24 protein-coding genes, 1 tRNA gene and 1 pseudogene are annotated in these 23,657 nt (G+C 64.0%); 19 read left to right on the forward strand and 7 right to left on the reverse strand.

Features of this window, described 5'->3' with window-relative positions:
- The 3 genes from KC8_RS06585 to KC8_RS06595 are packed head-to-tail and all read right to left on the reverse strand — an operon-like array spanning position 1 to position 3,018.
- Positions 1–1,140 (reverse strand): efflux RND transporter periplasmic adaptor subunit, encoded by a 1,140-nt coding sequence (locus KC8_RS06585; RefSeq protein ID WP_010124854.1) that lies wholly within the window; start codon positions 1,138–1,140, stop codon positions 1–3.
- Positions 1,140–2,369, reverse strand: coding sequence for a TolC family protein (locus tag KC8_RS06590; protein WP_010124853.1), 1,230 nt, complete (start codon positions 2,367–2,369; stop codon positions 1,140–1,142). Before KC8_RS06590 ends, KC8_RS06585 begins: the two co-directional genes overlap by 1 nt.
- A 1-nt stretch (position 2,370) precedes the next feature.
- Entirely contained in the window at positions 2,371–3,018 is a 648-nt protein-coding gene (locus KC8_RS06595; protein WP_010124851.1) for a cation transporter, read from the reverse strand.
- A gap of 66 nt (positions 3,019–3,084) precedes the next feature.
- Between KC8_RS06595 and KC8_RS06600 the strand changes: the two genes are divergently transcribed.
- The 16 genes and pseudogenes from KC8_RS06600 (at position 3,085) to KC8_RS06670 (ending at position 18,002) form a co-directional block, all read left to right on the forward strand.
- Positions 3,085–3,504 (forward strand): MerR family transcriptional regulator, encoded by a 420-nt coding sequence (locus tag KC8_RS06600; protein WP_010124850.1) that lies wholly within the window; start codon positions 3,085–3,087, stop codon positions 3,502–3,504.
- Positions 3,505–3,745: 241 nt separating this feature from the next.
- A complete protein-coding gene (locus KC8_RS06605) occupies positions 3,746–4,549 on the forward strand; it encodes a hypothetical protein (RefSeq protein ID WP_010124849.1) in 804 nt (267 codons plus the stop codon).
- A 182-nt stretch (positions 4,550–4,731) separates the two neighbouring features.
- Positions 4,732–6,261, forward strand: coding sequence for a hypothetical protein (locus KC8_RS06610; protein WP_010124848.1), 1,530 nt, complete (start codon positions 4,732–4,734; stop codon positions 6,259–6,261).
- A 136-nt stretch (positions 6,262–6,397) separates the two neighbouring features.
- On the forward strand, positions 6,398–6,886 hold the full coding sequence (locus KC8_RS06615) for a hypothetical protein (RefSeq protein WP_010124846.1): 489 nt from the start codon (positions 6,398–6,400) through the stop codon (positions 6,884–6,886).
- A gap of 777 nt (positions 6,887–7,663) precedes the next feature.
- Complete coding sequence (locus KC8_RS06620) at positions 7,664–8,260, forward strand: RNA polymerase sigma factor (protein ID WP_010124845.1); 597 nt, start codon at positions 7,664–7,666, stop codon at positions 8,258–8,260.
- Entirely contained in the window at positions 8,257–9,252 is a 996-nt protein-coding gene (locus KC8_RS06625; protein WP_010124844.1) for a FecR family protein, read from the forward strand. Before KC8_RS06620 ends, KC8_RS06625 begins: the two co-directional genes overlap by 4 nt.
- Before the next feature lie 92 nt (positions 9,253–9,344).
- The gene (locus tag KC8_RS19765; RefSeq protein ID WP_157663904.1) at positions 9,345–9,650 is read left to right on the forward strand and encodes a hypothetical protein; all 306 of its coding nucleotides are present in this window, start codon (positions 9,345–9,347) and stop codon (positions 9,648–9,650) included.
- A protein-coding gene (locus KC8_RS06630; RefSeq protein WP_157663893.1) for an IS3 family transposase occupies positions 9,601–10,772 on the forward strand; the annotation gives its coding sequence in 2 pieces (ribosomal slippage) (positions 9,601–9,865 and positions 9,865–10,772; 1,173 coding nt in all). The genes KC8_RS19765 and KC8_RS06630 overlap by 50 nt, the downstream gene beginning before the upstream one ends.
- A 35-nt stretch (positions 10,773–10,807) precedes the next feature.
- Positions 10,808–12,451: pseudogene (locus KC8_RS06635) on the forward strand (TraG/VirB4 family ATPase); the annotation flags it as partial.
- Positions 12,448–13,179, forward strand: a complete 732-nt coding sequence (gene trbJ, locus KC8_RS06640) for a P-type conjugative transfer protein TrbJ (RefSeq protein ID WP_010128021.1) — start codon at positions 12,448–12,450, stop codon at positions 13,177–13,179. The pseudogene KC8_RS06635 and the gene trbJ, both read left to right, overlap by 4 nt.
- Before the next feature lie 125 nt (positions 13,180–13,304).
- Positions 13,305–14,594 (forward strand): P-type conjugative transfer protein TrbL, encoded by a 1,290-nt coding sequence (trbL, locus tag KC8_RS06645; RefSeq protein WP_010128020.1) that lies wholly within the window; start codon positions 13,305–13,307, stop codon positions 14,592–14,594.
- A gap of 4 nt (positions 14,595–14,598) precedes the next feature.
- Positions 14,599–15,417: a conjugal transfer protein TrbF gene (gene trbF / locus KC8_RS06650; RefSeq protein WP_010128019.1), complete on the forward strand. Its 819-nt coding sequence runs from the start codon at positions 14,599–14,601 to the stop codon at positions 15,415–15,417.
- The gene (gene trbG, locus KC8_RS06655; protein ID WP_010128018.1) at positions 15,414–16,286 is read left to right on the forward strand and encodes a P-type conjugative transfer protein TrbG; all 873 of its coding nucleotides are present in this window, start codon (positions 15,414–15,416) and stop codon (positions 16,284–16,286) included. The genes trbF and trbG overlap by 4 nt, the downstream gene beginning before the upstream one ends.
- Positions 16,287–16,312: 26 nt before the next feature.
- Positions 16,313–17,578 (forward strand): TrbI/VirB10 family protein, encoded by a 1,266-nt coding sequence (locus tag KC8_RS06660; RefSeq protein WP_050805485.1) that lies wholly within the window; start codon positions 16,313–16,315, stop codon positions 17,576–17,578.
- 2 nt (positions 17,579–17,580) lie between these two features.
- Entirely contained in the window at positions 17,581–17,808 is a 228-nt protein-coding gene (locus tag KC8_RS06665) for a DUF2274 domain-containing protein (RefSeq protein ID WP_029624895.1), read from the forward strand.
- 11 nt (positions 17,809–17,819) lie between these two features.
- Positions 17,820–18,002, forward strand: coding sequence for a helix-turn-helix transcriptional regulator (locus KC8_RS06670; RefSeq protein WP_037497378.1), 183 nt, complete (start codon positions 17,820–17,822; stop codon positions 18,000–18,002).
- Here the strand turns inward: KC8_RS06670 and KC8_RS06675 are convergent.
- Both KC8_RS06675 and KC8_RS06680 read right to left on the reverse strand, forming a co-directional pair.
- Complete coding sequence (locus KC8_RS06675; protein WP_010128014.1) at positions 17,999–19,309, reverse strand: tyrosine-type recombinase/integrase; 1,311 nt, start codon at positions 19,307–19,309, stop codon at positions 17,999–18,001. The genes KC8_RS06670 and KC8_RS06675 overlap by 4 nt on opposite strands.
- 156 nt (positions 19,310–19,465) lie before the next feature.
- Positions 19,466–19,556 (reverse strand) — tRNA-Ser (locus KC8_RS06680).
- Positions 19,557–19,657: 101 nt separating this feature from the next.
- Between KC8_RS06680 and KC8_RS06685 the strand changes: the two genes are divergently transcribed.
- Positions 19,658–20,557, forward strand: coding sequence for a peptidylprolyl isomerase (locus KC8_RS06685; RefSeq protein WP_029624894.1), 900 nt, complete (start codon positions 19,658–19,660; stop codon positions 20,555–20,557).
- A gap of 10 nt (positions 20,558–20,567) precedes the next feature.
- Here the strand turns inward: KC8_RS06685 and KC8_RS20245 are convergent, their stop codons facing one another.
- Together KC8_RS20245 and KC8_RS06700 are read right to left on the reverse strand one after the other, a co-directional pair.
- Positions 20,568–21,236 (reverse strand): hypothetical protein, encoded by a 669-nt coding sequence (locus KC8_RS20245; protein ID WP_010128011.1) that lies wholly within the window; start codon positions 21,234–21,236, stop codon positions 20,568–20,570.
- 88 nt (positions 21,237–21,324) lie between these two features.
- Positions 21,325–21,951: a class I SAM-dependent methyltransferase gene (locus tag KC8_RS06700; protein ID WP_192807723.1), complete on the reverse strand. Its 627-nt coding sequence runs from the start codon at positions 21,949–21,951 to the stop codon at positions 21,325–21,327.
- A gap of 106 nt (positions 21,952–22,057) precedes the next feature.
- On the opposite strand from KC8_RS06700, the gene KC8_RS06705 reads away from it, so the two are divergent.
- Positions 22,058–22,378, forward strand: a complete 321-nt coding sequence (locus tag KC8_RS06705; protein ID WP_029624892.1) for an antibiotic biosynthesis monooxygenase family protein — start codon at positions 22,058–22,060, stop codon at positions 22,376–22,378.
- Positions 22,366–23,640: an MFS transporter gene (locus KC8_RS06710; protein ID WP_010128008.1), complete on the forward strand. Its 1,275-nt coding sequence runs from the start codon at positions 22,366–22,368 to the stop codon at positions 23,638–23,640. Before KC8_RS06705 ends, KC8_RS06710 begins: the two co-directional genes overlap by 13 nt.
- The last annotated feature ends 17 nt before the right edge of the window (positions 23,641–23,657 follow it).

Genomic DNA, 23,657 nt, shown 5'->3' on the forward strand with positions numbered 1-23,657 from the left:
TCAGTCCTCGTGCTCGGCTTCGCCCTTGGCGAGCTCGGCCTTCAGCAGGAAGGCGCCGGCGCCCGCGATGCGTTCATTGCCCGAAAGGCCGCGCTTGATCTCGGTCCGGCCCGCCCCGGTCATGCCGGTCATGACGGGTCGCGCACGAAAGCCGCCCGCCTCGGCGATGAAGACCGACGGCACGCCGTCCACTGTCTGGACCGCTTCGCTGGGGACCGTGATCGCGCCACCGCCGGTGACGGCAAGCCGCGCCGAGATCACGCTGCCGACCGGAGGAACTTCACCAGATGGCCGCGCGCGAACCGTTCCGTTGCCGCCCGCCACGCCCGGCGCAATGGCAGTCACGATACCCTCGATCGGCTGGCCGTCGGGGCGCTGCGCCTTGATTGCTGCGCCGACACGGACGAGCCCCAGGCTCGCTGGCGGCACGTCGAAGACCAGCTCAGCGCGTGCTGGGTCGATGATATTTGCGATTTCCGCGCCTTGGGCGGTGACCGAGCCGGCCGCGACCACCACTCTTGTCACGGTTCCGGCGATCGGGCTGCGGACAACGGTGACGCCAGAGCTGCCCGGCGAGCCGAGCGCTGCTGTCTGCGCGCGCGCGGCGCGCAGATCTGCCTCGGCCTTGAGAGACGCCGCGCGCGCGGTCTCCCAGTCCTGCCGGGCGGCGACTCCCGCATCGAAAAGCCGGCGTTCGCGCGCCGCTGCACTGCGCGCCGCTTCCGCCGCTGCGGCCGATGCGTCGAGCGACGCCCGTGCGCTCGCGCCATCGGCACTGCGCAGTGTCGCGATCGGCGTGCCGACCGAGACCCGCGAACCGGGCGCCACATGAACCTGGGACACCGTGCCGGCAAGCGGCGCGCCGACATTCGACTGTGCGTCGGGCGCGGAGGTCACGCGGCCGGCGAGCAGCACTTCCGATCCTGCGCCCGCCTCGATAGTTGTGACGGTTATCCCTGCCGCCGCCGCCTCGCCGGGCTTGAGAGGTACGAACCCGGCCTCGCCATGTTCTTCGCCGTGCTCCTCTTCGGAACCTTCCGCTGCCTGGTTAGAGCCGTTTGTGAGGCGCGCGGCGGTGAAGCCGATACCTCCGGCAGCCAGCAGCGCTGTGGCCGCCAACAGGATAGAGCGGCGATCCATCAGCGCAATTCTCCGGCAAGTGTCAGGCCTTGGACGCGCGCGAACTCGGCCATGGCCTGAACGCGTGCTAGGCGGGCATCGACCGCACGCGAACGCGCCTCGATCAGTGTACGCCGCGCGGCGAGCACTTCGCTCAGCGGCATCTTGCCCGATTCATATCCGATACGCGCGAGCCGATAGGCTTCGGCGGCAACGTCCTGGCCCTCCCGGGCGGCGACCGCGGTCTCGTCGGCGGCGCGCGCGCGACTGCGCGCAGAGAGACGATCGGCTTCCGCCAGCGAGGCCGCCTCGGCGAGACGCGATTCGGCTGCCCGGGCATTGGCCGACGCGGTCGCGACATTGCCGCGGTTACGGTCGAAAAACGGCAACGGCACCGAGAGGCCGGCGACCATGGCAGTCGCGTCCTCCTCTTCCAGACGGCGTGCGCCGAGGCTGACGGTCAGGTCGGGAACACCGCGCCTGCGTTCGGACTCGGTCCGGCGCAGGGCGGCATCACGTTCGGCCCGCGCAAGCTGAACCGATGGACTTTCCCGGTCGGTATCACCTGGAAGTGGCAGCGTCGCATCGAGCAGCCCGCCCGCAACCGCGGTGAACGGCACCTGCGCTGCCGACAGCGCCGACAGGCGTGCCAGCGCCGCCTCGGCTTCGGCGCGTGCCGAGGCGAGATCGGCGCGCGCACTGGTTACGGCGGATACCGCCTGCAACGAACGGACACGCGCTTCACGGCCGTTCTCGACCAGCAGGCGGGCGACCCGCGCGTCGGATTCGGCCAGGTCGAGCGCGTCGATGGTGACAGATACGCGCGCCGCGGAGGCTTCCGCCGTTGCGTAGGCGACCGCCAGTTCGTGCGCAAAATTGATGCGTGCCTGATGTGCCCGCGCCTCGGCGGTGGTTACATCGGCCCTGGCCGCAGCAACGCGCGCCGGACGCTTGCCGCCCAGTTCGAGCGATTGCTCGACGGCGATAGTTGTCTCGCTACGATCCCATCCTTGAAAGGGACGTTGCCCGGCAAAATTCTCGACCTCGGTCCGAAGCGTCGGATTTGGCCGGGCGGATGCCTGATCCGCCTGTCCTCGCGCGGCTTCGATTTCGGCGCCGCTGGCCGACAGCCGGGGCGACGACGATTGCGCCTGTACAAGCAGCTCGCCGAACGCGGGCGCGGTCTGTGCATGCGCGGGCGCCGCAAAAAGCAGCGCGCCGCCTAATAGCCACGAAGCCCCCCTACGCATATCAGGCGTGCCGGGTCTGATGGGAAGGAGCCGCTGCGACCTGCCGGAGCTCGACCTGCGCCGCGCGCATGATGTGCATGCCGCCGCTGAGCCCAAGCCCCGCGAGAATTGCAGCGACGATAAGGTCCGGCCAGGCCGTGCCGGTCCCGAAGACGCCTGCGGCCGCCAGAACCACGGCAATATTCCCGATCGCGTCGTTGCGCGAGCAGATCCAGACCGATCGCATGTTCGCGTCGCCCGAGCGAAAGCGGTAGAGCATGATCGCGACCGCCGCGTTGGCGATCAGTGCGAGCATGCCGACCGCCCCCATCACTTCTGCCTGCGGCCGTTCGCCGTTCCAGATCGCCCAGAGCGTCGCGCCGATCACATAGAAACCGAGAACGGCAAGCGTTGCGCCCTTGAGCAGTGCGGCGCGGGCGCGCCAAACGAGCGCCAGTCCGGCGACGCCAAGGCTGATCGCATAGTTGGCGGAATCTCCAAGGAAATCTAGCGCATCCGCCTGAAGGGCCTTCGACCCCGCCGACAGCCCCGCGAACATCTCGCCGCCGAACATGGCGAGGTTGACCGCGAGCGCGATCCACAGGGCACGGCGCCACCTTGGGTCGTTCGGGGATCCCGCCTTATCGGCGGCGCAACTCGGACAGGCCATCTCTTCCTCTCGCAAAACGCGATTCGCAGTGCCATATGCACCTTGTAGTAGCTACAGGGTCAAGACATGGCGTTCACGATCGGCAATTTGGCGAAGGCGACCGACACAAAGGTCGAGACGATCCGCTATTATGAGCGCATCGGTCTTTTAGCTGCGCCCGAGCGGACGGGGAGCAATTATCGCGCCTATGGCGCCGAGGCACTGGCGCGGTTGAGCTTTATCCGCCGCGCCCGCGATCTGGGCTTCTCGATCGATCAGGTTCGCGCACTGCTCGATCTGGCCGGCGACAAACAGCGGGATTGCGGATCCGTCGATACATTGGCAAGCGAGCATCTGGCTGAAGTCGACCGCAAACTTGCCGACCTGAACGCCCTCAGGCGCGAACTGAGCGCGCTCATCATTTCATGCAATGGCGGGACGGTTTCCGAGTGCCGGATCCTGGAGGCATTGGCGCCACGGGATAGTTTTGTGGTGACGACGTCGTGATCGCGCGCTTTCCTTTGCTTTATGCAAATCAGACATCAGGTTCTCTGCAGCAGGTCTCGACAGCATTGAAATGCAGTGCACCAAGCCTCTTGAATCATTCCGCTCGAGCAACCATAAAGTGATCGGCCGTCTCGCCAGACCTGCCGTCGGGTCCAAGCTGACATTCAAGATCCCGATCGACCTTTCGTATTTGGTCGATGTGTAATCGACGGACATCGACCCAGATACGAAGGATTGATCTGTGGCATCCGTTTCCCTGACCAATGACGGTCTTCGTGCCGTCAAACGCGCGCTCGTATCGCGCTTTCCCCATGACAAATCGGCCCATTTGACAGAGGCCCTTGCGGCCGCGTGCGGTTTCCGCACCCATGCTTCATTGCTCGGCGCCGTCAACGCGACCGATCCCGGAGACCCTGACTTCATCTTGCTTGACGAGACCGCCTTTCTTACCCGGCGCGAAGAGCTGACCGGCAAGCCATGCGCTCCACAAGATCAGTACATGCTGTTCGACGGGCTATCGCTCGAACACGGCACGCATGTGCTCAACACTATTTCGTCCAAATTTCACTTGGTCGATTACTCGAAATCGTCCCGCCGCCGCGCCTGGCGCAACGCCATGGTAGCGGGCATCAACGAGGGTCTGGCGCGGCGCTTCTTCTCGCTTCGGCCCGGTGACAATCGATGGCCGGGCACCGAGCGCGAGCGCCACGAGCGACAGCAGGCGCATGTGTTTCGCTTCGCAATCGGCGATATCCCGGCAATCGCCTCGCTTTGGGATGCCGGGTGGGACGAGCTTTCCATTCACGTTGCACTCTGGCCGACGGCCGACGCGGAACGATGGGTTCCTGCCGCTAACGCCGGCTTTCACGCCGGCGATCTATTCGCCTCGGGATGGCTGGAGCGCCGAAACGGCGCGTGGCTCCAGGTATCGTCCGACAGCCGGCAGAACTGGAGCTTCCGCTGCCGCAAGCAGCGGCTCGCCGAGGCAGCCGCGCTTGAGCTTCGCCCTGCGGGCTACGCCGATCGCGGCAATTTCGCGCTCTGAACAGATGGTGTGCCTTCGCGTGCGGGGGCACATCACTGCCTTTCCTGGTCTTGTAGCGTTATGCTACGAGAACATTAGCAGAACCAATCGCGTAGGGGGCTCCGCTTATCGGCGCTTCGCTCGGCTGGCTGTCGGGCAATGAAGGTGGCGTGCGCGAGACTGTGCATTGGCGGAGGGAAAACTTGGCATTGGAATGGTTCGAGGCGCAACTGCACCTCCCCATGTTGCGCAACTGCTCGGACGAAGAGGCGGCGCGCCTGTATCATGAGCGCGACGGCACCTGGTCGGCGACGACGAAGGCGGCGCTGAAACGTTTCCAGACGGACAAGCTCGATCTGGATGAAAATTGGGCATCGACTTCGCCCGGCTGGCAATGCCCCGGATGTGGACGGCGCAAACCGGATATCTTCAGGCTGCTCGACAATGGCGTGCTCCTGGCTCGACTTGAGGAACATCACGACCATCTAACCGATCGCTTCAAGCGGCTCGCCCAGGCCAAATACGGTCAGAAATGGGGCGAACGGGCGCCCGAGGGTGCCCTTCAGACCGAGAAACTCGCCAGCAGACTCGTTGCACGCTTCGAGCCGACGCTGGTCTGCGCGGAGTGCAACAAGTCAGACGGCGTGGCGAAGCGCGCGATCGCGGGCATGTCCCCCGATTTCAGTTTCCGGCCAAGCGAGATCCGCCAGTTCGTGCGCGCCAACGCGAATGGCGAGCATATGATCGACATTCCGGTGGCGCACCAGATCTACGAAGCTGAGCGGACGAATTTCGAAATGCGCGTAGCGCTGCTCGACCAGCTATTTGCCACCATGGCCGCAGGTTCGCTCGTCTCGGAAAAAGGAAACCTGCCGCCGGCCGGACATCTCAGTACGATGGGAATGTACCGGCATGTCCATAGCTGGTTCGCACGGGAACATGGCGAACTCTACCGCGTGATTTCCCGCGACCTGTCCGCCTTCGAAATGCGTTCCGTGTCCCGCGACGGCGCGGCGGCATCCAAATCCGCAAGGCGGTCGTTGCGGGTCGAAGTGCCAACGCCCGAGGAGGTAGCGAATTACGATGGCGGCGGCGCCCTCGAACTTTGGAAGGCGGTCGATGATGATTGGAGGTGCGCTGCATGCAGACGCGGCAAAGCGCAGATTCTGCGCCGCAGCCGCAATTCCAGGCGGCCGTGGTCGGGAAAATTGTTCAAACACACAGAGTTCACCCTGATGGAGATCTGGAACGAACAGGAGGATGACACTTCCACCCTTCCACCTTTCATCGCTTCCCATCGCGTCGAGTTGATCTGCATGGATTGCGCGACGATCCTGCCGAGCCTCAAGCAGCGCCAGCCACGCTATTCGGACGATGAGGCACTGATGCAGCTGGGGGACATGGCCGCCGTGATAGGCGCCGCTCCCAATCGGCCGCATGAAGTCGACTGGACGCATGTTGCGGCCCGCGTGGATTCCAATTTCATACTGGCGCCTCTTGTCCGCTCCTATTGGGAACATCACAATGCGGCGGTGAACTGTCGTGCCCTGTATCGCGATTGCCTTAAAACCACGCATGGCGATCGCGAGCGTGCCTGGAAGCGGCTGATCGCACTTTATGCGGATCGCTATGAGTCAGCTGAGGAGTGCGCAGAAACCCTTACCTTCCTGCTGGAGGAAGCGGATCGCATCGGCATCGGCGATCCGTTCCGGCCTGACACAGTTGCCGCGTGACTCCGAACCAGTACCGCGCTCGACAGTTTTGCAGATCTCGTCGGACCGCAATTGGCAGATCCGCGTAATAAATGACAATTTTGCAGCTAGATAATTAAACAAGGCTATGCTCTTCAAAGCACAAGGGAGGGACCGAATGGCGGAAGATTGGGACAGGTTGGTTGCTGGCGGATTTGCATTCGAAGCGGCGCCCTTTGCAGTTCACCCCAAGGACCGCGAGCGCGCATTGGATTACCTGACGCGGGCGAGAGATGCCGGCCTTGGATGGGCTGAGGTGAGCAAGCATCTGACGGGCTATATGGAGGCACGCGAGTTCGCGGAGGATTCGATCGAAGAGACCCTTGAGCGGGCCGAGACTCTCATGGCGGAAGCCACCGGCACCAGCCCAATCTATGAACAGGTCGGCGGCGGGTTCGCCTTTATGAGCGCCCCATTTGCCGTTCATCCGAAGGATAAGGAACGCGCCCACGCTTATCGTAGCGCGGCGGCCAAGGCAGGCCTGAGCTGGTTGCAGGTGGAGGCCGATGTTCGCGCCTATGGTTGCCGTCAGGGGTGGAGCGCTGATGAAATCCGTCTCCAACTGGCGCGCGTGGAGAAATTCATGCGCAAGCAGCTCGAAACCTGAGCCACTGCGGTCGCACCCGACACGGGCGAGGATGAGACAGGATCCAGTGCCGAACATTAGACTGCCCGGGCGTGGGATATTATATCTCGGACATCGCCAAGCCGACCGAAAACGCTGACTTTTGTTGCTTCGACGGCACGAAAGTGCTCGCCTATTTAGCCGGTCAATCGACGGAAGTATTTGCGTCTTCACGCAGCTTGGTAGTCCGCGTTCCGCGGGTGAAGGCACCCGGGTGTCGAGAACATGACTTGAACCATGCGCTGGCGCCTTTGGCCAAAGAGCCTGAACAAGTGCCAGCCACCCGGATGCCCCATGCGACTTGTTACATGACGGCTACCAATCGTCAAATTGAGTCAAGTAATCATTCTTATCGTATCAGTAGAGAATAAGAGCACACTTTGAAAATTCCTGATCTGCAAGATTTGATCAGGCCAATGGCAATTTACGCAAGAAAGCGTCTGCCAAGCGAATCCCCGTGTCTTTGGCGCGATTCGAAATTACGCAAAGAGAAGAGCGCTTGCATTGTTGGAAGCCGACTCTAGGCTTGTAGCCGCGCCACGGCATGTGGTGTCGAGGCGTGAGAACCTCGCTTGAGAAATCCCCAAACCGGACGCCCATTGGTTGCCGGGTGGTCGACGCGCATGTCCAGGCCCCACAGGGCTAAAGGCGTCGACGCGTGCCTCAAGCATGTTCTCAACACCCGGCTTACCGCCGGTCGCCTCAACGAGGAGGCGACACCATGGCGAGCAAAGCATTTGTGGCGACAGTCAGGCGGGCATGCTGCGGGCGGAGTTGGCCGTGCACCTGAACCTTTGGAGCCCGGCCGATCCGACCGAAGAGGCGTTCCACACTGATGCAGGCGGCGCCGGCGCGATCGATGTCGACGTGGCACTTCTCTACCGCGAGGAAGCGCCCCGCCTTCGCCGGCTCTTCGGCAGTCGTGTCCGCCAATCCGACAAGGTAGCCGACCTGATCCACACCGCCTTTGCGCGCCTGCTCGGGCTCGATCGGGAGAAGCGCGTCCAGCTTGCCGAACCCCGCGCCTATCTCACACGGATCGCCGTCAATCTCGTGCGCGACGAAGCCAAGACAGCCGCGCGGCGGTCCGAAAAACTCCATGTGAGCGCCGATGACTGCGTGCTCGCAACCCCCGATCCGCACGCCATGCTGGAGGCCCGGGATATGCTCCATCGCGTCAATGCTGCTATATCCTCGCTCCCGGACAGAACCCGCGAGATCTTCATGGCGCATCGTTTCGAGGATATGACCTACCCCCAGATTGCTGAGCGCATGGGGGTAAGTATCAAGACCGTCGAAAAGCACATCTCGCTCGCCCTTCGTGAACTGCATCGATCGCTGGGATCGGACGCGTGACATCCCGCGATACGGGCGAACAGGCCCAGAGCGCGCGTATTGACGAAGCAACCGACTGGTTCGCGCGCCTCCACGCACCCGATGCCGACCAGGTTCGGGCCGAGTTCGAGGCGTGGCGCGCCGATCTCGCCAATGCGCGCGCCTACGCCGCTATCGAGCAAGTCTGGGCGGTGACCGCGACCGGCACGGTTCGGGGCGACCAGCCCCCTCAACCGATATCGCTCCCCCCGCGTTCTCCGTGGAGGCGCTATGCACTCGCTGCCACGCTGGCCATAGTCGCGATCGGCCTGGCTTTCCTGCTGACGGGCTATGGCATTTCATCGGTGCGGCCCGTGCCGGCCGCAACACGCTATGTGAGCGATGTCGGCGAAATCCGCACCATCGACTTGGCCGATGGCTCTACCGTCACGCTCGATACCGCCAGTCGGTTCGAAGTCGACTATTCCGACCGCGAGCGGCGCATCACCCTGTATTCGGGACGCGCCCGCTTTGCCGTGGCGCATGACGCGGCTCGCCCTTTCATCGTCTCGGCGCAAGGCAAATCCATTGTTGCGCGTGGCACCATATTCGACGTGCGCATCGACCAGGGCGCCGTGGAAGTGACTCTGCTCGAAGGCGCGGTCGACGTGGAGCGTCGCTCGGCCGGGGCCGCCCCGCACCGGATTGCACGGCTTGTTCCGGGACAGCGCGTGAAGCTGGACGAAAATGCAAGCTCGGCCGCGGTTGAACCGGCCGGAGACAGCGCGCGTGAATGGCCTTCCGGCCTGTTGCCGGCACACGGCCTGCCGCTTTCGCAGTTGGTCGAGGAAGCCAATCGCTACAGCCGGCAGAAGATCGTGCTGGCCGATCCCGCCCTGGGAAGCCTGCGCGTCTCGGGCGCATTCCGTCCCGGCGATGCCGAAGCGCTGGCATCGAAGCTCTCGGCCGCGCTTGCGCTGTCCGCCACGGAGCGCGCCGACGGCAAGATATTGCTCGCGCGACAACAGAACTGACACCTATCTGATCTTATCGAGAGGGTATCAGCCCCTCCTGTCGTCAACCGCCCGAACACCGCTCCCTTCGAGAGCGGCAACGGGAGGGAAGAATGACGACGAAAATGGCAAAGGCGACCGGGACGAAACGCGGGCTCATTCTGGCCGTGCTACTTGCCGGGGTAAGCCCGGCATATGCGCTGCAACCGACGAGCCACCGCTACGACATCCCTGCCCAGCCGCTCGATAGCGCGCTCACCACCTTGGCGCAGCAATCCGGGGTCGAGATCATCGCACCCGCCGAACTGATCTGCCTCCGTCTGAGTGGTCCATCGACTATGATAGTCTGGATCACGAAAGGGACGACGAATGCCGAGCAAGAAGCACAAGCCGGAAGAGATCATCGGCAAGCTGCGTGAAGTTGAGATCGTGCTGGCGCAGGGTGGAACGACGGCCGAAGCCTGCCGGCGCATCGCGGTCACCGAGCAAACCTACTACCGCTGGCGCAAGGAATATGGCGGTCTGAAGACCGACCAGGCGCGGCGGATGAAGGATCTGGAGAAGGAGAATCTGCGGCTTCGCCGGGCGATCTCGGACCTGACGCTGGACAAGCTGATCCTTCAGGAGGCCGCTCGGGGAAACTTCTGAGCCCCGCGCGGCGGCGACGCTGTATCGATCAGTTGCGGCGGGAGTTGCCAGTGTCCGAGCGGCGTATATGCCGGGTGCTCGGGCAACATCGGTCGACGCATCGCAAGGTGCCGCGCGGGGCGGATGATGAGGTGCGGCTCACCGAGGACATTATCGCACTGGCCAAGCAATACGGCCGCTACGGCTATCGCCGGGTGACCGCATTGCTGCGCGATGCCGGCTGGACGGTGAACCGCAAACGCGTTGAGCGGATTTGGCGCAAGGAGGGGTTGAAGGTGCCACAGCGCCAGCCAAAGCGGGGCCGGTTATGGCTGAACGACGGCTCGTGTATCCGGCTCAGGCCGGAATATCCAGGGCATGTCTGGGCCTACGACTTCGTCGAGGGCCGTACGCATGACGGGCGCAAGTTCCGGATCCTCACCATTATCGACGAGGCCAGCCGGGAGTGCCTCGCGCTTATCGTGGCACGCCAGCTCAAGCATGAAGATGTGCTGGCGGCTCTCGCTGACCTGTTCATCGCGCGGGGACCACCGGCTCATATCCGGTCGGACAATGGCGCCGAGTTTATCGCCACTGCCGTGCAGACATGGCTCGCCCAGATCGGCGTGAAGACCTTGTATATCGCGCCCGGTTCACCGTGGGAGAATGGTTATAACGAAAGCTTCAATGGGTCGCTCCGCGACGAACTGCTCAACGGCGAGATCTTCTACAGCCTCGCCGAGGCCAAGGTGCTGATCGAGGCCTGGCGGCGGCATTACAACACCGTTCGCCCGCACAGCAGCCTCGGCTATCGGCCGCCGGCCCCGGAAAGTGCGACACCGCCATTGCCGCCGTCCGGTTCCGCTTCGCTCCACCTACCGTCAGCAATGGCGGCGGAAGCAACAATGCACTAACAATCAAACCGGACCACTCGGTGGGGGCCGATCAAAAGGCACTCGTGAAGCTGCGGCGCCAATGGTTCAACAAGCGCAAATCCGTGACAGCGCTTCTGCGAGAGGTGCTCTACAACCAGCCGGTCCAGCTTCTCGACAGCGACGCCGAAAACAAGGTCGTCGATGCCGATCTCGCCTTGCAGGCGCTTGGCGGCGACCATGTCGCATTCGGCCATCTCACCACCACGATTTCCGTTTCCGATCCTGACCGTCATCGGGTCGAAGAGGAGGTCCGCGCGGTCGAACGCATCGTCAACGGGCTTGGCTTCACCTGCATGCGCGAGAGCGTGAACGCGGTGGAGGCATGGTTGTCGAGCCTGCCGGGGCAGGTTTACGCCAATGTCCGCCAACCCCTGGTTCACACGTTGAACCTCGCGCACCTGATGCCATTGTCGAGCGTATGGGCGGGCCCGTTGCGCAACGCCCATCTCGACGGGCCACCGCTCTTATATGCTGCCACCAGCGGGTCGACACCCTTCCGGTTGAGTACGCATGTCGGCGATGTCGGCCATATGCTCATCGTAGGTCCAACAGGGGCTGGAAAATCGGTGCTGCTGGCGCTGCTCGCACTCCAGTTCCGCCGCTACGAAGGCGGCCAGATCTACATTTTCGACAAGGGCTGTTCCGCGCGAGCAGCCGTCCTTGCCATGGGCGGCGCGCATCATGCCCTTGGCCTCGGCGGTGAAGATCCGGAAACGGACGGCGCGATCGCCTTCCAGCCACTTCGCCACATCGATCGAGCCGACGAACGCGCCTGGGCCTCGGAATGGATCGCGGCCTTGCTCGCGCACGAGAAGGTGCTTGTGACCCCTGAGGTCAAGGAGGCGGTCTGGTCGGCACTGAACAACCTCGCCACCGCGCCGGTCGAGGAACGCACGCTGACCGGCCTGGCGCTGCTCCTTCAGACCATCGCGCTCCGCACGGCACTTGCGCCATATACGCTGGAAGGTCCGTTCGGCCGGCTGCTCGATGCGGCCGAGGACGATCTGGCTCTCGCCGACGCGCATTGCTTCGAGACCGAGGCCCTGATGGGACAAACCGGTGTCGTCGCCCCAGTGCTGACCTATTTGTTTCATCGGCTCGAAGCGCGGTTCACGGGCAAACCCACGCTGCTGGTTCTCGATGAGGCCTGGATATTTCTCGACCACCCCCTGTTCGCGGCGCGAATCCGCGAATGGCTGAAAGTGCTGCGCAAGAAGAATGTCGCGGTGGTGTTTGCCACGCAATCGCTCGCCGATATTGCGGACAGTGGGATCGCGCCGGCAATCATCGAGAGCTGCCCGCAGCGCATCCTGCTCCCCAACGATCGGGCGATCGAACCCCAGAGCCGTGCGGCCTATGAACGGTTCGGGCTAAACCCTGCCCAGATCGAGCTGATCAGTCGGGCGACCCCGAAACGGCATTATTACCTCCAGTCTGCACGCGGCAACCGGCTGTTCGAGCTGGGCCTTGGGCCGATCGCGCTGACGCTGTGCGGTGCTTCCAATCCAGCCACGCAGACGCGCATCGACGCGATCCTTGCCGAATATGGCCCATCCGACTTCGCCGCCAACTTCCTGTCCGGTGCCGGCCTCGGATGGGCGGCCGATCTGCTCGCCGATTTTCCGCCCAAAGCCCCACGGAAAGGAGACTCTCGATGAAGAAATATATCGTTGCAGCACTGATCAGTACCGCCGCCCTGGGAGCGTTCGGCGCTGGTCTCGTGGCCATGTCCTCGCCGGCCCAGGCGATCCCGGTGTTTGATGCGAGTAACTATTCGCAGAATATGCTGACCGCCGCACGCACGCTCCAGCAGATCAACCAGCAGATCCAGTCGCTGCAGAACGAAGCGGCAATGCTGTCGAATATGGCGAAAAATCTGAGCCGGACCGATTTCCCGCAGCTCGACCAGCTTCGTCAAAAACTACAGCAAATCGACCGATTGATGGAACAGGCACGAGGCATCGACTTCCGGGTCGATGCGCTGGATGCCAAGTTCCGTGCCCTGTTTCCCGATAGCTTTGACCAGACGCTTCGGCTCGACCGGCGTGTGGCTGATGCAAGGGCGAGGCTGGACGCAGCAATGGCGGGGTTCCAGCAGACGATGACCGTACAGGCGCAGGTCGTCGAAAATGTGCGCGACGATGCACAGCTGCTGTCCGAGATCATCGCGAAGAGCCAGGGCGCTGAAGGTAGCCTGCAGGTCGCGCAGGCGACCAACCAGCTTCTCGCGCTCACCGCCAAGCAGCAATTCCAGCTCCAGCAGATGATGGCCGCACAGTATCGCAGCGAATCGATCGAGCAGGCGCGGCGCGTGCAGGAAGCTCAGGAAGCGCGCGCAGCGACGCGAAAATTCCTCGGTAGCGGCAAGGCCTACACGCCTGATTGAGCTGAGGCGCGCTGGCGGCGGTACCTGCTGCCGGCGTCGTCTCGTCGCGGGGTCCGCGCGAGACCCCCCAGCGCTCCGCTCGGCCTGCGGCCCCGCGACAGACATCTTTTAAGAGGATCGCCGACGTGAACGACCTGGGTGTCATCGATCGCTTCCTCGACGCCTTCATCCGCTACATCGACAGCGGGTTCGGATTGTTGGGCGGCGATGTCGCGTTCCTCACCACGGTGCTGATCGGCATCGATATCACGCTTGCCGGCCTATTCTGGGCGATGGGCGGCGAGGACGATATCATCGGCCGGTTCTTGAAGAAGATCCTGTATGTCGGCGCCTTCGCGCTCATCCTGAACAGCTTTTCGACGCTTGCCGAGATCATCTTCCGTTCCTTCGCGGGGCTGGGACTGACGGCGGGCGGCGGCACGCTCTCTGCGGATGATCTCTTGAAGCCCGGACGCCTTGCAGGGACCGGGTTCGAGGCAGCATGGCCGCTCCTCGACCAGGCATCGCAGATGCTCGGGTTCACCACCTTCTTCGACAATTTCCTCACGATCATGGTGCTGCTGATCGCCTGGCTGCTTGTCATCTGCGCCTTCTTCATCCTGGCGGTGCAGCTCTTCATCACCATCCTCGAGTTCAAGCTGACTGCACTTGCAGGCTTCGTATTGGTGCCGTTCGCGCTGTGGAACCGGACCTCGTTCCTCGCCGAACGCGTGCTCGGTTCGGTCGTGACCTCGGGCATCAAGGTGATGGTGCTGGGCGTCATCGTCGGCATCGGTTCCGGTTTCTTCGCCCAGTTCGTCTCGGCGCTGCAGGGTCAGGAACCCGATATCGGCCAGGCCATGAGCCTCGTGCTTGCGAGCCTCGCTTTGTTTGGCCTTGGTATCTTCGGACCGGGCATCGCCTCGGGCCTTGTTGCCGGAGCCCCGCAACTTGGCGCGGGATCGGCGATCGGGACCGCCGCGCTCGCCGCCGGTGGATTGGCGATGGGCGGAGGCGCTGCAGTCGCGGCGACGCGTGGTCTCGCCGGTGCCGGTCTTGGCGCCATCCGTGCTGGCACGACAATGGGTGCGGCCGCGTCGACCGCAGCGCAGCTCGGGCGTGAGACGGGCGGCAGCGCAATCGGCGGTATGGCGAGCGCCGCGAAAGGAGCGGCGACACAGAAGATCGGAAATGCGCTCGGGATTGGCGCCGCCGCCGAGCGCGGTCGCAATGCCGCTTGGGCTGCACTCAATCGTGCCGGCAGCACGGCATCGAGCGGGTCGGAGCAAACCGGATCCGACACCGCTCCTGCATGGGCGCGTCGGCTTCATGCCAGCCAAACAGCCCGCACACGCCGCCACGCGGTGGTCCACGCGCTGCGCGAGGGCGACCGCGGCGGCGCGGGCGCCAACCCCGACATCAAGGAAAGGGAGTAAGCCCATGCGATTCAAGCGTGCCGTGCAGCGCTATGGGCGGACGCCCGAGCCTGAGACGCCGTACCAGCGGGCCGGCCAATTGTGGGACGAGCGCATTGGGTCGGCGCGCGTCCAGGCCCGCAACTGGCGGCTGATGGCCTTTGGCGGGCTGATCCTCGCGACAGGCCTGTCGGGTGCGCTGGTCTGGCAATCGATGCAGAGCCGGGTCGTGCCTTATGTTGTCGAGGTCGATCAGCTTGGCGCGGCGCGCGCAGTGGCGCCAGTTGCGAACGACTATCGGCCGACCGATCCGCAGATCGCGTGGCATCTGGCCCGGTTCATTGCGAACATTCGTTCACGGTCGCTGGACCCGCTGCTCATGCGCGAGAACTGGTTGTCGGCCTATGACTTCGTGACCGATCGCGGGGCACTCTTTCTCGGGGAACATGCGCGGGCTTCCAGCCCATTCTCCGACATCGGCGAAAAAACCGTGTCGGTGCAGGTCACGAGCGTCGTGCGCGCTTCCGACAGTTCGTTCCAAGTCAAATGGACCGAGAGCCGGTATGACCGTGGCAGCCTGGCCGGCACCTCTCGCTGGACAGCGATCCTGACCGTCAAGGTCCGTCCGCCACGATCCGCCGAGATTTTGAGGAAGAACCCGCTCGGCCTCTATGTCACCGCGATCGACTGGAGCCGCGAGTTGGACACGCCAGCGGTCTCGCCCACGCCGCCGTCGGTGCCTGTCGCGACACCCGCCGACCTTCCGCTTGGCTCGCCGCTCGATCCACACTTGGGCGCCGCGCCAGCCAATCGGCCCGTCTCATCGGAAAGGACACCGCAATGATGCGACCTCTTGCCCTGTCGGCATCGCTGCTGACCCTCTTGGCCGCGGAACCGCTTCCCGCTGCTCCGCCACGCGGGCAGAATCCCGATACCGAAACGCCCACCGCGCGCGTTCGGTCGGCCAACCACGCGGCACTGCGCGAGCCGTCGATCGCCGGCTACATCAATGCGGTGCAGGTCTATCCCTATGGCGAAGGCGTGCTCTACCGGCTTTATGCCGCACCCGAACGCGTGACCGACATCGTGCTCCAACCTGGCGAAACCGTTACCGCGGTGGCCGCTGGCGATACCGTGCGCTGGACCATCGGGGACACCACCAGTGGCAATGGCGATACGCGGCGCACGCACATTCTCGTCAAGCCGTTTGCGGCGGGGCTCAGGACCAATATCGTCATCACCACCGACCGGCGTGCCTATCATCTTCAACTGGAGAGCACGCTCGCGACAGCGATGACGGCTATTTCCTGGACTTATCCAGACGATGCGCTGCTGGCGCTCCGCCGTTCGGAGATTGCCACCGCGGCCGCGGCGCCGGTCGCGACCGGTCTCGCGATCGAAAAGCTCAGCTTCGGCTATACCCTCAGCGGCGATGATCCGCCCTGGCGGCCACTGCGTGCTTTCGACGATGGGCAACAGACATTCATCGAATTCCCGGCAAGCATCTCGGTCGGCGAGGTGCCGCCGTTGTTTGTGATCGCCGCCTCCGGGGATGCCAGCCTCGTCAACTATCGGATGGCGGGTCGCTATTATGTGGTCGATCGCCTGTTCGACGCTGCAGAACTGCGGCTTGGCGCAAAAGATCAGCAGATCGTCCGTATCAGTCGGGACGGTAGCGAACGGCGCGGCCAGCGTCGGCGGAGGGCCTCGTGACCGATGAAGCGCCTGCATCGCCTTCGATGCCTCCCCCACAGCCATTCCAGCCATGTGCCGCATCGCCGGAACCTTCGGCTGCTCCGCCCAAGCTCGACCCCGAGACGCTGGTGCTGCGGGCCAATCCCGGCCGCGTGGTCCGGTTCAAGCGCGGCGCGGTCATTGCGATAGCGGCGGTCGGTTCCACGGCAATTGTCGCCGCCACCTGGATTGCACTCAAACCGGCGTCATTCCGGATTGTCGATGGGAACGAGGACCGTGCAGAGACGGGTGCACGGCCACCCGCCGAGGTGCTCGACGGAGCGCCTAAAAGCTACGGCGATGTACCCCGACTCGGACCGCCGCTTCCAGGCGACCTCGGCCGCCCGATCCTGAAAGCTAATCGGGCGATGGAAACGATCACGCCGGACATCCATGCAGAGGCGGCCCAGCGCACCGCGCAAGCGGCAGAGGCCGAACGCCAACGGCTCGCCAACGAACGCAAAGCCGCGCAGGAATCCGGCGTGATGATGCAATTGACCAGCGCGTCACCGCACAGCGCCACGGCGGCGGCGGCCATTGTGAACGCCCAGGCCGCTTCGTCGGCCGGTGACGCGATCGATGGCGACCGCGCGCCAGACGCCCAAGATGATCAGAATCGCCAGCAACGAAAGCGGGATTTCTTACGCCAGCGCGATACGCGTGGCGACACCAACCCGTATGCGCTCACGCCGGCTGCATCGCCATGGATGTTGATCGCAGGCAGCGTGATCGCCGCCAGCCTGATCACCGGGCTCAACTCAGATCTGCCCGGGCTGGTCACGGCACAGGTGACTGAGAACGTCTATGATAGCGTGACCGGGCGGACGCTACTCGTTCCGCAGGGCGCGCGACTGGTCGGCAGCTATGACAGCGTGGTGGCGTTCGGACAGAAGCGGGCGCTCGTCGTTTGGCAGCGGATCATCCTGCCTGACGGTTCCTCGATCCGCATCGACAATGTGCCGGCCACCGACACGGCCGGCTATGCCGGGCTGTCCGACAAGGTGGACCTGCATAGCTGGCAGCTCCTCAAGGGCGTGGCGCTCTCCACGCTTCTCGGGGTCGGCACCGAACTCAGCTTCGGCAGCGGCGAGAGTGATCTGGTGCGGGCCATTCGCGAGTCCGCCCAGCAAAGTGGCGCGCGAGCTGGAGACCAGATCGTCACAAAGAACCTGGGCGTCCAGCCAACCCTTCATGTGCGGCCGGGATGGCCACTCAGGGTCGTGGTCCACAAGGATATTGTCCTGCGCCCATGGCGCGTTGCGGGACGCTGATCATGGCAGACTTAAAGCTACCCAGGCTACCCGAACGCACGCCCGTCAAGCTGACCATCAGTGTCTCGCCCGACCTACCGGAAGCGCTCGGTTGCTATGCGCAGCTCTATGCCGAGACCTATGGCCAGACCGAATCCATCGCGGATCTCGTGCCCTATATGCTCCAGGGCTTTCTCGATAGCGACCGGGCGTTCGCACGTTCCCGGCAACAGCCGCGCCAAAATCGATAAGGGAGAAGATGATGCCGCTGCCCACCGACAACTTCATCCGCATCAGGCGGGTCATTGAACGAACCGGCCTCAGCCGTGCGACGATCTACCGAAAGGTACGCAACGACACTTTTCCGAAGCCGCGTCAGCTCGGCGCCAACTGCGTCGGATGGTATGAATCCGAAGTGGATAGCTGGATCGTCGACCCGCGCTAGCGACGCTTGCCATCGAGCAGGACCATCGGCGCGGCGAGCCCGGCACTCAGCATATCCGCCCATTCCTGCGCGATCTCGAAACGACGTTCCATGAAGGCGGCGCGGTTGTAGGCGCTCTCTACCTTGTTCTTGGGAAGGTGCGCCAGCATCAGGTCGATCACCTTGGCGTCCAGCTCAGAGAGTGCCTTTTGTCCGCTCGCGCGCGCCTCCCGTTCCGCCTTCTCGTTCATGATCGTGGAAAATGTCGCGCGCCAGCCATGCGGCACATGCCGACCATGATAGCCCACACGGTTGTAGAGATAGCCGATCGCGTTCTCGCTCATTGGCCGATGCGCGTGGCGCTGCGAGGGAAATACCAGGCGGTTGCGGCCAGTAATCTGACGCATCGCACGCAGCACGTCGACCGCATGGGTAGAAAGGGGCACCAGATGCTCGAAGGCATCCTCATCCTTGCGATCAAGAATGAGCTTCATGCGCGCGGCCGGGATGCGCCATAGCGGTTTTGCCTCGGGCGCCAGCTCGGCACGATTCCAGTCCACTTCCTCGAACTCGTCCCAGGAGACGCCCCGGATTATGCCGGGGCGAACAGCCGTCAATGCGAGGAGGCGAGACGCGAGCTTCACCACCGGTGTGGCACCCGATGCTTCAGCGGCAACCAGCACCTTGCGGACCTCGTCGAGCTGGATGATCGCAGGCTGCCGTCCCTTTTTCGGCATGGGCTTGAGCGCCTTGACGATGCCTGCTGCCGGATCGTGCGTTGCGATCCCCTCGGATACGGCAAAGCCAAAGATCGCAGAAATGCGCTGGCGCAGGCGTCGCGCGGTCTCGATCGAACCGCGTGCCTCCACCTTGCGCAGGGTCGCAAGAATGACTGGGCCGTCAATCGCGGGTATCGGCAGCTTGCCAAGATCAGGAAAAACATCATTCTCAAGGCTGGTGATCACATCGTCGGCATGGACGGGCGCCCAGCGGGATTTCTGCAGTTCGTGCCACGCACGCCCCAGTTTCTCGAATGTCTCCATTGCCGCCGCCGCGCTGGCAAGCTTGCGTTTGCGCTTTTCGACCGCCGGGTCCTGAAATTCGCGTACCTGCTGACGCGCTTCGTCACGAAGGTCGCGAGCTTCGCTCAGCGAGATTTCGGGATATTGACCGAACACCAGCCGCTTTTCGCGTCCAGCAAAGCGATATTTGAGACGCCAGGATTTCACGCCTTTGGTTGTGACGAAGAGGTACAAGCCGCCCGAATCTCCGAGCTTGTAATCCTTCTCGCGACCCTGCGCTTTTCTGGCCTGCAACTCAGTGAGCATCGATGCCCCCAAATCTCATTTGCGTGCCCCCAAAATGCCCCCAATTGCGATGAGATTTGGGGGCATCGGCAGCAACCGACTGAGACAAAGGCTAGCCGAAAATCGGCTAAAACTCAAGGTTTTCTGGGGTTTTAGAGACCCTCTGAACAGGGTCTCTGGCGGAGCGGGAGGGATTCGAACCCTCGATACGGTTTTGCCGTATACTCACTTTCCAGGCGAGCGCCTTCGACCACTCGGCCACCGCTCCGCATCGCTGGAAGCACGCCCCTAGAGGGTGATTGCCGCGCGCGCAAGGTGCGAAACGATCTTGGCTTTACCGTGGTGGATGGGGCGTGCCACGATATCGCCATGAAAAGCCTGGTCCGCCCCGCCCTTCTCTCGCTTGCCGCCTCAGCGCTCGGCGTCGCCGCAGGGGCCGCGCCGGCGCAGCATCCACCCACCCCGTCGCAGATCATCGCCGCGGCGCCCGACCGTGATTGGGTGGATGTTGCGCCTGAAAATCTGCTGATCCTCGATCTGGCTGGCGGCGGCCGGGTCGCGATCGAACTCGCCCCGGTGTTCGCGCCGGTCCATGTCGCCAATATCCGCACGCTGGTGCAGGCCGCCTGGTTCGACGGCACCAGCATCAACCGGGTGCAGGATAATTATGTCGTGCAATGGGGTGACGCGACCGGACGCAAAGACCTCGCCATCGGGACGATCGCCCATCCGCCCGCAGAGTATGAACGCACCCCGGCGGGCACCGGCTTTGCCGCCCTGCCCTATCGTGACGCTTATGCGTCACAGGTGGGCCATGCGGGCGGCTGGCCGGCGGCGAGCGACGGCAAAGCCGTATGGCTTGCCCATTGCTACGGCATGGTCGGCGCTGGCCGGGGCGGCAATCCCGATACGGGCAGCGGCGCGGAACTTTACACGGTGACGGGCCATGCCCCCCGCCACCTTGATCGCAACATCGCAATCGTCGGCCGGGTGCTGGCCGGCATGGAAACCCTGTCAGCCTTGCCCCGGGGCAGCGAAGCCCTGGGCTTTTATGCCCGTGCGGATCAGCGGGTGCCAATCGGCAGCATCAAGCTGGCATCGGCCATGCCACCGGACGAACGCCCGGCCTTTCAAGTGTTGCGGCAAGGATCGCCCAGCTTTGCTGCATGGGTGAAGGCACGCGCCAACCGTCAGGATGATTTCTTCCTGCGCCCGGCGGGCGCGGCCGACATATGCAATCTGCAACCGCCGGTCCGCGCCAAACCATGATGGAATGCGATTAGTTGGGGTGTTCGTTCCGCCTGCGTCCATCACGCATGGGCCGGTCGCCACGATCCCGGGATGGGGTGGCGCGCGGTTCGGTGCGAAGCTGGGGGTTATAGGTGCCCTGCGCCGGTGACGATGGTCGCGGCGTCATCTGCGGTCGCGTCTGCGGCGGCACCGCCCCCCACAGGCCCTTGCCCTGCGCGGCATCACGGCGGTCGCGCCAGTCCGAACCACCGGGGCGGTTCGGCCGATCGGGCCTGTCGGGGCGCCCCGCCCCCGTATCGGGACGATCCGGGCGGCCTGCGCCCGTGCCCGGCCGTCCCGGACGATCCGGCCGGTCAGGGCGTCCTTGCCAGTTTCCATCAGGGCGATCCGGGCGATCGGGACGGCCGGCATGCTGGCGGCGGCCTTCCCAATAACGGCGCTGGCTGTCGTTCCAGCGATAACGGCGGCCGCCGCGATCATAAACATAATAGCCGTTACCCGGATAATAATAGTCGTTATACCAGCCGTAGCCGGGATAATCGCCATAATATCCAGGGCCATAATCGTCGTAATAGCCGCCGCCATAGCCGACATTGACGCCGCCATAGCCATAATCATCATAGGCACAGGCCCCAAGGCCGAGGCCAGCCATGACGACCAGTCCGGTTGCGGCAAAACGTCTGCGTGGATTCGTCATGGCTTTCTCCGCCATCGAAATGCTTGTTCGATGGCGGACAAAGCCATAGCCTGATTGAACGGCGTCTGAATTACGATGAAGGCTGCGGTTAATCCTTCCACGCCCAGTAAAGCTGCGCGGGGGGAATGTTCACCCACTCTACGGCATGGTCGATCCGCTCGAAATGCGGGGCGATATAATCATGCACCTTGGGATTGAACTGATAGACGAGGAATGCCCCGCCCGGGGCCAGCGCCGCCGCCGTTTCGCCCGCGATACGCGGGGCGATGCCGGTCGGCAGCGTGGAAAAAGGCAGGCCCGACAGGATGTAATCGGCATGGGCGAACCCACGGTCGGCCAGAATGTGGCGCACATCGGTCGCTGATCCATGGACCGGCACGAAACGCGAATCCGTGATCCGGGCGCCCAGATAATCGATGAAATCGGGGTTGGTATCGATCGAAATCAGCGTCGCATCGGGCGCCATCCGTTCCAGCACATGCCCGCAAAAGGTGCCAACGCCGGGGCCATATTCCACAAAAACCTTGGTTCTTTCCCAATCCACGGGCGCCAGCATCCGATCGATCAGCCGCTTGGACGACGGAATGATCGATCCCACCATCACCGGGTGCTTCAGGAATCCCAGGAAGAACATTCCCAGCGGACCTAGGTTGGCGGGGTGCAGGCGGCCCTTGCGGGCAGGAACCAGCGCAGTTTCGCCGGGAGAGACAGTCATGCGGACTCCAACAGGCCGACACAGATGCAATTCCGTTCGCAAAAGCCGGAGGGAAACGCAAGCGTTCCCCTTCCCTGATGCGATGGAGCGGGCCTATGAAGCCACCATGGACAGCATTCCTGCCGGCGCGATCGCCGTGATTTTCGTGAACCGCCGCAATGGGCTGGACGATGCGGGCTATCAGGCCGCCGCCGCCGCGATGGAAGCGGAAGCCGGCCGCCAGCGCGGCTATCTGGGGATTCACAGCGTGCGCGACGCAACCGGCCAGGGCATCACCATCAGCTATTGGGCCGATGAGGATGCGGCGATCGCCTGGCGACAACATCCCGGCCATTCGGCGGTGCGCGATCAGGGCCGCGCCAACTGGTACGATTATTATCATTTGATTGTCGCCGAAGTTCGCCGCGATTATTGGTGGTCGCGTTGAACCTGGTTGGCGAACGGCGCGATTTCGCGCTCTTGTTTCTCGTCATGCTGACGATCGCGGCGGGCAACACGGCGCTGCAATCGGTGCTGCCCGCGATCGGCCGGCTGCTCGCCGTGCCCGATGCGGTGATCGCCCTCACCTTTTCCTTTTCCGCACTGGTCTGGGCGCTGGCCGCCCCCGGCTGGGCGCGGCGATCCGATCGGCAGGGGCGCAAGCGGATGGTGCTGACCGGCCTGGCCGGGTTCACCCTGTCGCTCGGCCTGTGCGCGATCACGTTGACGGCGGGCATTTCCGGCTGGGTGCCGGGGCTGTTCGCCATTGGTGGCTTCGTCCTTGCGCGGATGATTTACGGCTATCTCGGCGCGGCCGCCCCGCCGGCGGCACAGGCGCTGGTCGCGTCGCGCACCAGCCGGGCGGATCGGACGGCGGCGTTGACCTTGCTCGCCTCCGCTTTCGGCCTCGGCACGATCCTCGGGCCGGCGCTTGCCCCCTTCTTCGTGTTTCCTTGCCTTGGCCTGGCCGGGCCGGCTTATGCCTTTGCCCTGTTCGGCGGCGCGGTCCTGATCGCTGCCTATCGCATGTTGCCCGATGATGGCGCGGAAGCGCGCGCGCGGGGTGCAGCTGCCAGCGAACCCAGCATCGGCGGCGAACCCAGCGGCGCATCGGTGATCGCGGCCCTCAACGAACAAACCGCCGAACGCCTGCGCTGGACCGATCCACGTCTGCTGCCGTGGATGATATCGGGGCTGATCGCCGGCCATGCGCAAGCCATGGCGGGACAGGCGATGGGCTTTCTGGTGATGGATCGGCTGCACCTGCCGCCAATCGCGGCCCAACCCGTGATCGGCGTCGTGCTGATGGCGGGGGCCGCCGCCGCCTTGCTCGCCCAATGGGGGATCATCCCGCGCCTGCGCCTCACCCCGCGTGCCATGGTGGTCTGGGGCGCGATGATCGCGGCGGCCGGCTGCCTGATGATCGCGGTGGCGCGCGACGTCCACGGCCTCGCCGTCGCCTTTGCCTTGTCATCGCTTGGTTTCGGCTTCCTGCGACCGGGCTTCACCGCGGGCGCATCACTCGCGGTCGGCACGCGCGAACAGGGGCTGGTCGCCGGGCGCGTCACCTCCGTCAACGGCGCGGTGTTCGTGCTTGGGCCGACGATCGGGATCGGCCTTTATCAGATCGCGCCGCAATTTCCCTATCTGCTGGCGGCGGTCGGGTTGCTCGCCAACGCCCTCTATGCGGCAAGGCGGCTGAAGCGCTGATCCGCGCCCCAGCCGCC

The organism is Sphingomonas sp. KC8 (assembly GCF_002151445.1).
Classification (GTDB): Bacteria; Pseudomonadota; Alphaproteobacteria; order Sphingomonadales; family Sphingomonadaceae; genus Sphingomonas_E.